The organism is Bradyrhizobium diazoefficiens (genome assembly GCF_016616885.1).
Taxonomy (GTDB): Bacteria; Pseudomonadota; Alphaproteobacteria; order Rhizobiales; family Xanthobacteraceae; genus Bradyrhizobium; species Bradyrhizobium diazoefficiens_F.
This window is the reverse complement of sequence record NZ_CP067102.1, coordinates 1,016,391-1,029,503: the sequence shown is the minus strand read 5'-3', so window position 1 is coordinate 1,029,503 and position 13,113 is coordinate 1,016,391. Positions and strand designations below refer to the sequence as shown.

10 protein-coding genes and 1 pseudogene are annotated in these 13,113 nt (G+C 64.7%); 2 read left to right on the top strand and 9 right to left on the bottom strand.

Annotated features, from left to right (window positions below; all coding sequences use genetic code 11):
* Positions 1-10: 10 nt before the first annotated feature.
* Positions 11-3,412: an autotransporter domain-containing protein gene (locus JJC00_RS04785; RefSeq protein WP_283816796.1), complete on the bottom strand. Its 3,402-nt coding sequence runs from the start codon at positions 3,410-3,412 to the stop codon at positions 11-13.
* Positions 3,373-3,894 (bottom strand): hypothetical protein, encoded by a 522-nt coding sequence (locus JJC00_RS37790; protein ID WP_246774332.1) that lies wholly within the window; start codon positions 3,892-3,894, stop codon positions 3,373-3,375. The genes JJC00_RS04785 and JJC00_RS37790 overlap by 40 nt, the downstream gene beginning before the upstream one ends.
* Before the next feature lie 155 nt (positions 3,895-4,049).
* On the opposite strand from JJC00_RS37790, the pseudogene JJC00_RS38675 reads away from it, so the two are divergent.
* Positions 4,050-4,733 (top strand): annotated as a pseudogene (locus JJC00_RS38675) (AraC family ligand binding domain-containing protein); the annotation flags it as partial.
* Here the strand turns inward: JJC00_RS38675 and JJC00_RS37780 are convergent.
* Positions 4,677-4,880: a hypothetical protein gene (locus JJC00_RS37780; RefSeq protein WP_246774087.1), complete on the bottom strand. Its 204-nt coding sequence runs from the start codon at positions 4,878-4,880 to the stop codon at positions 4,677-4,679. The pseudogene JJC00_RS38675 and the gene JJC00_RS37780 sit on opposite strands and share 57 nt — an antisense overlap.
* Positions 4,881-4,911: 31 nt before the next feature.
* On the opposite strand from JJC00_RS37780, the gene JJC00_RS37775 reads away from it, so the two are divergent.
* Positions 4,912-5,256 (top strand): helix-turn-helix domain-containing protein, encoded by a 345-nt coding sequence (locus JJC00_RS37775; RefSeq protein WP_246774086.1) that lies wholly within the window; start codon positions 4,912-4,914, stop codon positions 5,254-5,256.
* Between the two features lie 402 nt (positions 5,257-5,658).
* Here JJC00_RS37775 and JJC00_RS04775 read toward each other — a convergent pair whose 3' ends face one another.
* From JJC00_RS04775 to JJC00_RS04750, 6 genes are all read right to left on the bottom strand, one after another.
* Positions 5,659-6,627 (bottom strand): ABC transporter ATP-binding protein, encoded by a 969-nt coding sequence (locus JJC00_RS04775; protein ID WP_200471592.1) that lies wholly within the window; start codon positions 6,625-6,627, stop codon positions 5,659-5,661.
* Positions 6,624-7,619, bottom strand: coding sequence for an ABC transporter ATP-binding protein (locus JJC00_RS04770; RefSeq protein WP_200471591.1), 996 nt, complete (start codon positions 7,617-7,619; stop codon positions 6,624-6,626). The genes JJC00_RS04775 and JJC00_RS04770 overlap by 4 nt, the downstream gene beginning before the upstream one ends.
* Positions 7,619-8,536: an ABC transporter permease gene (locus JJC00_RS04765; protein ID WP_200471590.1), complete on the bottom strand. Its 918-nt coding sequence runs from the start codon at positions 8,534-8,536 to the stop codon at positions 7,619-7,621. Before JJC00_RS04765 ends, JJC00_RS04770 begins: the two co-directional genes overlap by 1 nt.
* Positions 8,502-9,461 (bottom strand): ABC transporter permease, encoded by a 960-nt coding sequence (locus tag JJC00_RS04760; RefSeq protein ID WP_200471589.1) that lies wholly within the window; start codon positions 9,459-9,461, stop codon positions 8,502-8,504. Before JJC00_RS04760 ends, JJC00_RS04765 begins: the two co-directional genes overlap by 35 nt.
* 29 nt (positions 9,462-9,490) lie before the next feature.
* Positions 9,491-11,281, bottom strand: a complete 1,791-nt coding sequence (locus JJC00_RS04755) for a peptide ABC transporter substrate-binding protein (protein WP_200471588.1) — start codon at positions 11,279-11,281, stop codon at positions 9,491-9,493.
* Positions 11,282-11,541: 260 nt separating this feature from the next.
* On the bottom strand, positions 11,542-12,960 hold the full coding sequence (locus JJC00_RS04750; protein ID WP_200473979.1) for a M20 family metallopeptidase: 1,419 nt from the start codon (positions 12,958-12,960) through the stop codon (positions 11,542-11,544).
* Positions 12,961-13,113 lie beyond the last annotated feature (153 nt).

Sequence of the window (13,113 nt, the reverse complement as noted above, 5' to 3'; positions counted from 1 at the left end):
GATCGACCGCTCACCAGGCATAGCGCACGCTGCCCTTCCCTGCGTAGCTGCGCGTGACATTCGAGAACTCGCCTTCGAACGTCGCCGCCGCCGACCAGCCATTCGTCCATTTCATCTCGACTGATGCGGTGGTGAGTGCCGAGTTGCGCGCCAGCGCCGCACCGTTGACGACGAAGCTGGCACCGGGCAGCGCCTGGAAGGTCGCCGCGACCGAGCGGTCCGGGTTGAAGTCGCGCGCCCAGCCGGCGCGGCCGCGTAGCGTCAGCAGGCCGTCTCCCAGAGCGAAGGATTTGTCGGTACGCAGGCCGAGCTCGCTGCGGGTATCCGTCACGCTCTTGGATGCGTAGCTCAGCGCGAAGGCAGATGAGCCGGAGACGACCTGCTCGGCATAGGCCGGCAAATCGAACGTGGTGAACTGCGCCGCGCTATAGGGCGTGAGACCGATGCCGCCGATCCACGGCATAGCGAAGCGATAGCCGCCTTCGAGGCGGCCGGAACACGCATTGGCGTTAAACTCGGCGCGCAGGCGGTCCGTGCCGGCGATCGTCACCGTGCGATCGGTGGTAATGTCCTGCCAGCCATAGGCGACCGCAGCCGAGATGTAGGCCGGACCATTGGTGTGGCGCAGATAGGCGCCGGCCTGGAACAGATCAGAGTGGCCGGAGCCGAGGCCGTTGTCGACGCTGAAATTGGTCCCGCCGCCGGCCAGCGCAAAGCCGGCGAGCGTATCTGCCGAGAACCGGTAATCGGCCCCGGCGGCAGTCCCAAAGATGCGGCTCGTCGTATCGTTGGAGCCGACGATCGCATTGCCGCCCGTCGTCTGCGATCCGCCAAAACCTGCGGCCCACACGCTCCAGCGCTGTTCGAAAGTCCCCGGCGGCGCTTTCGTGATCATCGCGAACGCATCGGTGCGCTTGCGCGCAGCGTAGGCGCTGGCCTGATCCTCCTCCGCAAAAACGGTCACGCTGCCGATTGCCCCTGGTCCGCCGTTCTGCTGCGCGAAGGGATCGGTGAGCAGGCCCATGAACTGGCCCATCGCACTGAACGTCGTTTGCTGTGCGGAAGCGCCGAGCTCGCCGGAGGCTTGGGTCAGGCCGGCCGGCGTCAGCGCGCCGTAAGTGAGCGGAATGCTGCCGTTGGTATTGAAGAAATTGGTTAGGGCGTTGCCGACCGCCTGCTGATTGCGGTTCAGCCCGCCGGGAATCGCGAAGTTCAGGACCAGATTGAGATAGGCATTGTTTGCGTCATAGCTGAGGCTGGTGCTGAAGTTCGCCGGCAGGTTGGTGTTGACGACGTCGGACGCAAAGCTCTGCGAGATGCTGCCGGCCGTCAGGATGATGTAGGTCTTGCTGACATAGCTGCCGCTGGCGAACGCCGCGTTCACCGTCGCGCCGCCGAGGTTCGCGTTGCCGGTGACGGTCGTGTAAGATGCCGTGGTCGGATTGATCCGCACCAGATAGGTCGCGCCCGAGGACAACACGAGATTGCCCTCGATCGCCAGCGACGTGCCGGCCATGCCGTTGCCCGGCGCCAGCGTGCCGCCGGAGGCGATGGTCACGACGAGGGGATCGACCACGCCGGTGCCGGTCAGCACGCCACCGGCATTCATCGTGACCGCGGAGGTGCCGGTGATGGAGCCTTCGACATCGAGCGTGCCGCCGCTCACAATGGTGGCGCCGCTGTAGCTGTTGATGCCGAGCAGCGTCGTCGTCCCGGCCGTCGTTGTCAGGCTGGCGCTGCCGCCGATGCCGTTGAGCGTCCCGCCGGTCGAGGCGATCGACGCGTTCAGGCCGCCATTCTGGATGGTGCCGCCGGCGAGGTTGACCGCGCTCTGGGTCTGCGTGGTGTTGCCGAGATCGAGAATGCCGCCGGACACCGTTGTCGTGCCGGTTGCAGCACCCAGAGTGCCGGTGCCGGAGAGCTGCACCGTGCCGCCCGATACCATCGTGCCGCCGCTATAGGTGTTGGCGCCGGAAAGGACAACAGCACCGCTGCCCGTCTTGGTCAGCGCGCCACTGCCGGCAAGGACGGCGGAGATGGTGCCAGCCTGCACGTCGAACGCGCTGCTGGCCAGCATGCCGTTCTGGATGGTGCCGCCGGTCATCGTCAGGGCGCCGGTCGCCTGGGATGTGGTGCCGAGGTCAAGCACACCACCCGACACGCCGAGCGTAGCGGTTGCGAAACCGAGTGTGCCGGCGCCTGAGAGCTGCAAAGTACCGCCGGAGACGGTCGTGCCGCCAGAATAGGTGTTGGCACCCGAGAGCACCAGCGTGCCCGGCCCGACCATCTCGAGAAAGCCGGGTGAGCTGCCGTCAGATATGACGCCGGAGATGGTCTGGGTCGTTCCGGAAGGTGGCGCGAAGGTTGGATCGCCCGAAATCGTGATGTTGTTGGCAACGGTGAAGTTGCCGGTGCTGGTAAACGAGAGTGTCGTCGCCTCCGCCATCGTGAGCGTCCCGCTGCCAAGCGCGTTGTTGTTGCCGATCACGAGCGTGCCGGCGTTCAGCGTGGTCCCGCCCGAGTAGGTGTTGCTGCCGGAGAGCGTCAGGATGCCCGATCCCGTCTTGGCGAGGGCAACACGACCGCCCTGGTTGGCGACATTGCTGCCGCTGCCCGGATTGGTGCCCCCCGAGCCGATGTAGTCGGCAATATCATTGGCAATCGATTGATTGCCGATGCCGAGGGCCAGCGTCGACGTGGCGCCGCTGTTGCCCTGATAGAAGATCCCGGAGCCGAAGGCCGATCCTGAACCGCCATTGTTGAAGCCGGTTCCGCCCGACACACTGCTCACCGATTGCGACAGATCGCCTTGAACGGTGACCGTTCCCCCGGCCTGAACAAAGATCGCTCCACCGGCACCGAGGCCGCCGCCGCCGGAGCTCGGCCCGGTCCTGCCGTTGCCGCCACCAAAGCCGGCGGTACCGCCAGCCGTCAATCCGGCTCCCCCACCGCCGCCGAAACCACCGCTGCCGCCGACGCCGACGGTCGCATAGCTAAGGGTAGCAGCGGAGCCGCCCCCGCCACCATAACCGCCGGCTCCTCCAGTGTTTGTGCCCCCATTGTTCGCGCCGCCGCCGCCGCCGCCGAAGCCGCCAGCGCCGCCTGTCGCGGTCCCGGAATCCGATGAGGCGCCGCCGCCACCGCTGGCAAAGCCACCAGCGCCGCCAGTCACGGTAGCAACTCCCGCTACTGCCACGGCCGCCCCGCCATTGGGTCCACCGCCGGCGCCCGAGCCGGGTGCGTTCGAGCCGGAGAGGAGCCCGCCGCCGCCCCCGGGCGTAAAAATACCGGACGCGCCACCCATGCCGCCACCGCCGCTAACCAGTGCCGAATGGTCGGCGACACCGCCGCCAGCAGCCCGCGTGCTCGACATCACGACATTCGACAGGGACAACGCGCCGTTGCTGGACACGAAGATCGCGCCGCCGAGACCGGCACCGGCGCCGGAGCCGTACCCGGTCCCCCTTGGGCCACCGCGTTGGCGATGGTCAGGTTCTTCAACGTCACGGAGTAGGTCGAGCCGGTGGTACCGGCGTCACCGATGAAGAATGGCCGGTAGGTGCCAGCGCCACTGATGGTAGGGTTGTTGCCGTTGCCATCGATTGTGACGTTCTTGGTGATATTCGGCAGCTCGCTCTGGAGCGTGATGGTGCCGCCGACCTGGAATTGGATGGTGTCCCCACTGGCGGCGCTGGCGATGGCCGCGCGCAGGCTGCCTGCGCCGCTGTCGGCCGTGGTCGTCACCACCAGCGTTGCGGCCCGTGCCTGGCGGGGCAGGCCGAGTGCCGTTGCCATGACCGCGACGCCGGCGAGCACTGCACGCCGATGGGCGATCAGCCAGGAATTCGTTCGCCCGATCGACAGGCACGAGAGCGGACGTAATCTGGTTGTCATGAAAGGCCTTGGACACAGGCCGCGCCAGGAACGAGGGCGCGCGGCGATGCTGGTGATCTCGGCGCGTCGTTAGCAGACCGGGCACCCGCGCGATGTGCCGGGTGTCTCAAGCACGGGTTTAAGCGAACACTGATGCATGTACGGCACATCGGGCGATGCCGCGCTGGTTGCCAACATTTTCATCAGCCCTCCGCTTCGTCCGGCGGTCGCTTGCACACTCATTTTTGAATGGCTACATGCTGGGGCGATGTTGGCGTGCCGCCGGTCTTCGAATATCCGGTCGACGCGGTCTTGCCTCGTCGAGGTGTGATGCGGACGAGACGGCGGTGAACAAACTCATGCTGGCGGACGACCCCGAGCGCGGGCCGAGCGCGCTGAGGCAATTGCGTGCGATGACCGTCGACATCTGCGATGTCATTGCGCTCACCGACGAGGACGATTTCCACGTCACGACCACAACGGTGATGACCGGCAACGCGTTGCTGGTCGATACACGCGCCACCGACCTGGAATACGACCGGACCCCCGCCCACATCGCACGCGGTGGCCTCGATCACTATCACATCACCCTCTGCGTCGAAGGCGAAATGCGGTTCAGCTCGGGCCGGCGCGAGGCGACGTTGGGACCGGGCGACATCTGCCTGCTCGACATGGCGCAACCAAACCGGACCGTGCTGCGCGCCGGTGGCGGCCGCACCCGTCTGATGGCGATCATCCTGCAACGTGCGATGCTGGCACCTCGGCTCGCGCACCCGGATTCGGCGACGGCGACCTTGCTGTCGTCAGACCACCCTCATGCCCGCCTGCTCGCCAGCCATTACGCGGCGCTTGCCCTGCCGCCCGAGCCCCAGGGAGGTAACGTTGAGGCCACGGTCGAGGCGATCACCGATCTCATGGCAGCCGCCGCCGGCGGGACGGCCGACATTGTGGCAGGCGTCGAACGCGCCGAGCGCCATCTTTATCTCGCGATAAATCAAGCGCCGCATTGCGAACAATCTCGAGACCGACGCGCTGACGGTGGAAGAACTTTGTCATCACTTCCGGATTTCGCGCGCGACTCTCTACCGGCTGTTCGAGGCCGATGGCGGGCTTGCGCACTACGTGAGGGAGCAGCGGCTCCATCTGGCGTTCCGGCGGCTGATATCCCCGGCAGCACAGGACGATCGTTTGATCGACCTCGCCGTGGGTATGCGCTTCAGCAGCGATTCCACCTTCATCCGCGCATTTCGCCGCAGGTTCGGCCTGACACCGGGCGAGCTGAGGGAGTTGGCAGAAACGTGGCTCCGCGAGACCGGGGCGGTGCCGGCCGTCGACACGGTGCTGCATCAACTGGCCCGCCGCGGCACGTCGCGACATCGGTGAAGGCGTCGAGGGCAGGCTCGGCCCGGGCAAAATCACCTGTCGTGGTTGGGGACCCATTCCTCCGCGGTCGAGTCCCAATGATGGGTCTCGTCGAAGTGCCGCCACGGGGGCCGCTGTGGTTTGCGCTCAGCGGGCTTTTTCCGCGGTTGGGGCATGAGCGAGCCAAGCCTCATCGTCCAGTCACGGGCGCTCTGTTCCCAGGTCGGCCTGTCGAAGGGTGTCAGCATCGGGGCCTCCTTCAAGCAAGAAAACCTAGCCATTTTAGCACCATCAGAAGCATTTGGTGTAAGATGCTTCACAGCCCGAAATGAGGTTTTCCGCTCACTCCTTCGCCCAATGGGCGGCCCGACCGGCACAGCGTCCGGCGGGCTTCGGTGTTGCGATCCTTTGCACGGACCACGCTCAGGCGAGATGGCACGCCACGAAATGCCCGCCTGCGCCTTCCTTCAGTTCCGGTGCACTTTCCGCACAGCGTGGCTGGGCGATCGGGCAACGGGTGTGGAAGTGACAGCCTGACGGCGGCTTCATCGGGCTCGGTACGTCGCCCTTGAGGCGGATGCGGTTGCGCTTGAGCTTGGGATCCGGCACCGGCACCGCGGAGAGCAGCGCCTTGGTGTAGGGATGCTGCGGATTGCGGTAGAGATCGCTCGCCTTCGCGAGCTCGACGATGCGGCCGAGATACATCACCGCGACGCGGTCGGAGATGTGCTCGACCACCGAGAGGTCATGCGCGACGAAGAGATAGGTGAGGTTCAGCTCGGCCTGGAGATCTTCCAGCAGGTTGATGACCTGGGCCTGGATCGAGACGTCGAGCGCGGACACCGGCTCGTCGCAGACGATCAGCTTCGGCTCGACCGCGAGCGCACGCGCGATCACGATGCGCTGACGCTGGCCGCCGGAGAATTCGTGCGGATAGCGGCGCATGTGCTCAGCCTTGAGGCCGACCTTCACGAGCAGACTTGCGACGCGCTCCTCACGTTCCTTGGCGGTTGATCCAAGCTTGTGAATAACGAGGGCTTCGCCGAGGATGGAGCCGACCGTCATGCGCGGATTGAGCGAAGCGAACGGATCCTGGAACACGAGCTGCATGTTCCGCCGCATCGCGCGCAGATCGTTGCCCCCGAGCTTGCCCACATCCTGGCCGTCGAACACGACCTCGCCGTCGGTCGGCTCGATCAGGCGCAGCACGCAGCGCCCTGTCGTCGACTTGCCGCATCCGGATTCGCCGACGAGACCGAGCGTCTCGCCGCGATTGACCGAGAACGACACGCCGTCGACCGCATAGACGGTGCCGACCTGGCGCGACAACAGGCCGCCGAGCACGGGGAAATATTTCTTCAGGCCGCTGACGCGGAGCAGGGGCTCGCTCATGCCGCGCCTCCCAACTGCGTATCTCCCAGATGGCAGGCCATGCGATGGCCGGGCGCGATCTCGCGCAACAGCGGCTCCTTCTCGATGCAGACGTTCATGGCAAACTTGCAGCGCGGCGCGAAGCGGCAGCCGACTGGCGGATTGATCAGGATCGGCACCGAGCCACCGATCGCTTCGAGCCGCGTCTTGTGCTCGCTGTCGAGATCGATACGCGGGATCGAGCGGATCAGCCCTTGCGTGTAGGGATGGCCGGGATCGGCGAAGAGAGCATCGACATCCGCTTCCTCCACCACCTTGCCGGCATACATCACCACGACACGCTGCGCCGTCTCGGCGACGACACCCATGGCATGGGTGATCAGCATCACCGCCATGCCGAAGCGTTCCTTCATGTCCTGCAGTAGGTCGAGGATCTGCGCCTGGATGGTGACGTCGAGCGCGGTGGTCGGCTCGTCGGCGATGATGAGCTTGGGCTTGCAAGCCAGCGCCATCGCGATCATCACGCGCTGGCGCATGCCGCCGGAGAACTGGTGCGGGTAGTTGTGCACACGGCCTTCGGCGTTGGGGATCTGAACCAGCTTCAGCATCTCGATGGTGCGCTCGAGCGCCTGCTTCTTGGTCACCGGCTCGTGGCGGCGCAGGCTCTCGGCGATCTGCTCGCCGATCGTCAGCACCGGATTGAGCGAGGTCATCGGCTCCTGGAAGATGAAGCCGATCTCCTTGGCGCGTATCTCGTCGAGCTGATTGCTCGTCAGCGGCACCAGGTCGCGGCCCTCGAAGATGATCTCGCCGGCCGCGATGCGGCCCGGCGGCATCGCGATCAGCTTCAGGATTGACATCGCGGTGACGGTCTTGCCGCAGCCGGACTCGCCGACGACGCAGAGCGTCTCGCCCTTGTTGATGGTGATGTCGACGCCGTCGACGGCCTGCAGGATGCCGTCGTCGGTGGAGAAGTGGGTCTTGAGACCCTTGATCTGGAGCAGCGGCGCCATCAGATCACCCGTCGCGCATCGAGCGCGTCACGCAGACCGTCGCCGATGAAGTTGATGGCGACCACCGCAATGAAGATCGCGCCGCCGGGAAACAAGGCCCAGTGCGGGCCGATGTCGAGAAAGTCCTTGGCATCGTACAGCAGCCGGCCCCACGTCGGGGTATCAGGCGGAAAGCCGAGGCCGAGGAAGGACAGCGTCGATTCCGCGATGATCGCGGCGGCAACGTCGATGGTGCCGGCGATGATCACCGGACCGAGCGCATTGGGCAGGATGTGCTTCACCACCTGCCGCACCGGGCTCGCACCGAGCGCACGCGCGGCCTCGACGAACTCCTTCTCGCGGATCGACAGGAACTGCGCACGCACGAGGCGCGCCACCGGCATCCAGCGCAGGCCTCCGATCACGAGGACGATCAGGATGAAGATGCCGCCCTCCGGGCCGAACACCTGCTTCAACCCGTCGCGGAAGAGATAGATCAGCAGCAGCAGCAGCGGCAATTGCGGCAGCGACAAGAACAGGTCGGTGAGCCACATCAGTCCGTGCCCGACCGCACCGCGCGACATGCCGGCGAGCGAACCAATCAGCGTGCCGATGAACACCGAGACCAGCATCGCGGCGAGCCCGACCGCGAGCGAGATGCGGCCGCCATAGATCATGCGGGCGAGGATGTCCTGCCCGAGATCGTCGGTGCCGAAGGGATGGGCGAGCGACGGCCCCTGCAGGCCCGCAACGATATCGATGTCGTCGATCTTGACCCGCCAGAGGAAGGGGCCGACCACCACCGCCAGAATCAGGACGAGGAGCAGGAACCCACTGACGACGGCAAGCTTGTGGCGGCTGAAGCGCCGCCACGTCTCGCGCCAGGGCGAGTAGACGCGCCGCTCAGCGGAGGGAGATGCGAGGGTCAAGCCAGCCATACAGCACATCCGCGATGAGATTAAAGAGCACCACCAGACAGGCGAACACAAAGGTCACGGCCATCACGACCGGGGTGTCATTGGAGAGAATGGAGGAGATCAGCAGCGAGCCGATGCCGGGAATGCGAAAAATCTGCTCGGTGACGATGGCGCCGCCGAACACGGCAGGCAACTGCAGCGCGATCAACGTGACGACCGGGATCATGGCGTTGCGCATCACATGCTTGACGATGACCTTGGCCTGTCCGAGGCCCTTGGCGCGCGCCGTGGTGACGTAGTCGAGCCGGATCACGTCGAGCATCGCCGAGCGCACGAAGCGCGTCATCGACGCTGCCTGGAACAGGCCGAGCACCGCCACCGGCATGATCGCCTGCCGGATCATTTCCAGCGCATAGTGGATGCCGGTGGCCTTGATGTCGGTCGTGTAGACGAAGGGCAGCCAGTCCAGCGTGACCGAGAAGATCAGGATGAACAGGATGCCGGTGAAGAAGGTCGGCAGCGAGAAGCCGACGAAGGCGAGCGTGTTCGCGATTCGGTCGAACAGCGAATAGGGCTTCGTCGCCGCATAAACGCCGACGGGAATCGCGATGAGGAGCGCCAGAATCTGCGCCGAGCCGATCACGTAGAGCGTGGTCGGCAAGCGTTGGAGGATGAGCGTATCGACGTTCATCCGGCTGACAAAGGAAAAGCCCCAGTCGCCATGCAGCATGGCGTTGAGCCAGTGCAGATAGCGAAGGTAGATCGGATCGTCGAGGCCGAACCTGGCCCGAAGCGCGGCTTGCACTTCGGGCGGCACGTTCGGGTTGGTCGCAAGCTCGCTAAAGGGATCGCCTGGCGCAAGCGCCAGGACGACGAACAGGACGAGCGAGATTCCGAGCAGGCTCGGAATCGCGATCATCAGACGACGCAGGACGTACTGACTCATGAGCGAAGAATCCGCTTAAACGTCCGTGCTCAGCCCTCCCGATACCAGTCCTGGATATTGTCGGTTTGGTTGGCCCAGCCTGACAGCGCCGGCCGGAGCGAGTTGCTGCTGGCCTCCACCGCGAGACGGTGCATCACGGGAATGAAGACCGTGTCCTGCCACATCAGATCGTTGCCCTTGATGTAGAGCGCCGCCCGCTTGACCGGATCGATCTCGACATCGGCGGCGTCGATCGCCGCATCGAACTCCTTGTTGATCCAGCGCGGGAAGTTCTGCCCCTGCCACTTGTTCTCCTTGGTGGCCACATTGCGCGAATGGTAGCGGCGCATGTGGAGGCCCGGGTCGGGCTGCGTCATCGGGATCTGGAACATCTCGATATCGGCGTAGAACTTGGAATAGGTATCGGGGTTGGCGACGTCGGATGAGAAGAACACCGAGGCGACCACCGATTTCAGCTCGACGTCGATGCCGGCCTTCTGGCAGGCCTGCTTGACGATCGCCTGGGTCTTCTGGCGCGGGCCATTGATCGAGGTCTGGTAAACGAACTTCAGCTTCTTGCCGTCCTTCTCGCGAATGCCGTCGGCACCGGCCTTCCACCCGGCCTGCTCGAGCAGCGCGATCGCCTTCTCGACGCTGAACTCCCACTTGGTGTTCTTGGACACGAAGTCGTCGGGACCATTGAGGTAGTTCGCGGTGGTGCGGCCGGCGCGCCCGTAGATCGCCTTCTTGATGGAGTCGCGATCAACCAGCAGCGCGAGCGCCTTGCGGACCGCGGGATCCGACAGGGTCGGATGCTTGGTCTTCATCGACGAACGCTCACCATCGACCTCGGTATTGGGATCAGTGAAGTTGATGGCGATGAACTCGATGTCGCCGCCCACGGCGTAGAGGGTCTTGCCCTTGCCGCCCTTCTCCAGGCGCAGCAGGACCTCGTCCTCCACCTGCATGTTCCAGGCGAAATCATATTCGCCGGTCTGGATGACGGCGCGCGCCGCCGAGACCGCGTCACCGCCGCCCTTCATTTCGATGGTGTCGAAGTACGGCCGGTTGGCCATATGATAGTCGGGATTGATCTCGCCGCGCACGAGATCGCCGGGCTTGAACTCGACGAATTTGTAGGGGCCGGTGCCGACCGGCTTCAGATTGTTCGGCGCCTCGCGGGATTTGCTTCCCTTGTACCCGGCGAACAGATGCTTTGGAATGATGCAGCCGTAAGCGCCAACGAAGGCATTGGCCCAGAACGGCGTCGGCTCTTTGAACGCGATGCGGATCGTGAGGTCATCGACCTTCTCGACGGTGAGACCGCTGTAGGTGCTGATCGAGACGCATGCGGTGGCGGCGTCGCTGGCATATTCCCAGTTGAACACGAGATCGTCGGCGGTGACGGGCTTGCCGTCGTGCCATTTAATGCCGGGCTTGAGCTTCCAGGTTACCGTCTTCGCATCGGCGGACAGGCCGCCATTCTTGATCGACGGAATTTCGGCGGCGAGGATCGGATTGAGATGACCGTCGACGTCCCAGCTTGCGAGCGGCTCGTAGAACAGGCGCGATCCGTCCTGATCCTTGGTGCCGGTGGCGAAATGCGGATTGAGCAGCGTCGGTCCCTGCCACCACAACAGCTTGAGCGGGCCGCCACCACCGCGCTTGGTCGGCGGATACGGGTTCGGGCTCTGCGCCATGGCGACGCCGCCGATGGCGAGGATCTGGTTTGCCATGGGCGCGGTGAGGCCGACGGCGGCCAGGCGCTGGATGAAGGCGCGGCGATCCATCCGCCCGTCCTTCACGTCACCGATCATCGAACGCAGTTCTTTATCCAGCATGGTTGTCCCCGTCTGGTTCCCGTATGGATGCAGGCGGCCGCGGGACGGCCGCCGGGTTTTGGCTGGCGGTAGATGGCACACTGAATAGGCCGCGCGTCAACTGCGACCGTGTGTGTGCAAACGGTGTTCTGGCTGTCTGTTGAGCAAAACTTCGCTCTGCAGCCCAACGGTTCGGCATTCCAGCGACAAAATCCGCTGGAAACCAAGTTGCACTGCGAAAAATTTGTTCGCAGGATCAGACGAAGTATCGAGACGGAATTCTACGCCACGGACATATCGAGCGGCGGCTCGACGTGATCCGGCAGCGGGCAGACGTAAGGCGTCTTGGTCGTACGCTTCGTCAGGTCAGCCTTCGCGGCCTTGATCAGTTCCGGTTCTATCAACGCCTTGATGCCGAGGCCTGCCATGGCCTTGGCCGCCTGCACCATCGCCTTATGGGCATGCGGGCTCTTGCCCTGCGCGACCACCTGCCAGGTGTGGAAAGGCGTGCCAATTGCAACCGTCGGTGCGTGAACTTGCACGGTCGGAACCACCCAGCTCACATCGCCGACATCGGTCGAGCCGACCAGCGGGTTGCGCTTGGCGTCGAGCGGCACCAGGAAGTCGGCCAGCGGTCGATCGGTCGGCTCCATGCCGATCGCGTAATAGACCGACGCGATAGCCTTGTCGCTCAGCGTGCCGCGAATCTGGCTGGCAAAGCTCTTGTCTGCATCGTCGAAATGCGGCGGTCCGAGATCTTCCATGATCCGATGCAGCGCCTGCTCCAGCGGCGTGTTCGGCAGGATGTTGGAGACCGCGGAGATAATCTTCATCTCGACCTTGGTCTCGGTCATCAAGGCCGCCCCGTCTGCGATCTTGCTGACGCGCCCGACCAGCTCGTTCATGCCGGGGAGATCACGGGCGCGAATGGAATAGCGCACGCGGGCATGGGCCTGCACCACGTTGGGTGCAATGCCGCCGGTATCGAGCAGCGCGTAGTGCACGCGCGCATCGCTCGGCATGTGCTCGCGCATGTAGTTCACGCCGACATTCATCAGCTCCACTGCGTCGAGCGCGGAGCGGCCGAGATGGGGCGAAGCCGCCGCGTGCGAGGCGCGGCCGGTGAAGATGAAGTCGGCACGGGTGTTGGCGAGCGACGGCGTCACCGCGACTTCCCAGAAACTATGCGGATGCCAGGTGATGGCGATATCGGCGTCCTCGAACGCGCCGGAGCGCACCATGAAGGCCTTGGCCGCGCCGCCCTCTTCCGCCGGGCAGCCGTAATAGCGCACGCGGCCGGACACCTTGTTCTCGGCGAGCCAGTCCTTCACTGCGGTTGCGGCAAGAAGTGCGGCGGAGCCGAGCAGATTGTGACCGCAACCATGGCCGTGACCACCGGTCTCGACCGGACGATGCTCGGCAATTCCGGCCTCCTGGCTCAGGCCCGGCAGGGCGTCATATTCACCCATGAAGGCGATGACCGGACCGCCCTCGCCCCATTCGCCCATCACCGCGGTCGGAATGCCCGCCACCTTCTCGGTGATGCGGAAACCCTGGTGACGCAGCTCGGTGAGATGCTCGGCGGCGGAACGCGCCTCGGTGTAGCAGACTTCGGGCATTCCCCAGATCTTGTCGCTGAGGTCAATGAAACGTCCCTTGATCGTGTCGATGCCACGCCAGATGTCGCTGCGATTGTCCATGGTTTGGTCCGTGATCCCTTGGTCGAACGAAGCGGCAATGGTTAGCAGCTTCATTGAACCCCGCCTAGCATCTCGCGGGACACCAGCCATGCGACCGATGCCGGATTGAGCAGCCGTCGACCGGCTTTAGGCGAACAATTCCTGTCATCTTCG

Bases quoted from the DNA above. Each gene is read 5' to 3' on its own strand.
- JJC00_RS04775 (WP_200471592.1), bottom strand. From the start codon at position 6,627: ATGAGCGAGCCCCTGCTCCGCGTCAGCGGCCTGAAGAAATATTTCCCC.
- JJC00_RS04760 (WP_200471589.1), bottom strand. From the start codon at position 9,461: ATGAGTCAGTACGTCCTGCGTCGTCTGATGATCGCGATTCCGAGCCTG.
- JJC00_RS37790 (WP_246774332.1), bottom strand. From the start codon at position 3,894: ATGACAACCAGATTACGTCCGCTCTCGTGCCTGTCGATCGGGCGAACG.
- JJC00_RS04770 (WP_200471591.1), bottom strand. From the start codon at position 7,619: ATGGCGCCGCTGCTCCAGATCAAGGGTCTCAAGACCCACTTCTCCACC.
- JJC00_RS37780 (WP_246774087.1), bottom strand. From the start codon at position 4,880: ATGCGGCGCTTGATTTATCGCGAGATAAAGATGGCGCTCGGCGCGTTC.
- JJC00_RS04755 (WP_200471588.1), bottom strand. From the start codon at position 11,281: ATGCTGGATAAAGAACTGCGTTCGATGATCGGTGACGTGAAGGACGGG.
- JJC00_RS04765 (WP_200471590.1), bottom strand. From the start codon at position 8,536: ATGGCTGGCTTGACCCTCGCATCTCCCTCCGCTGAGCGGCGCGTCTAC.
- JJC00_RS04750 (WP_200473979.1), bottom strand. From the start codon at position 12,960: ATGGACAATCGCAGCGACATCTGGCGTGGCATCGACACGATCAAGGGA.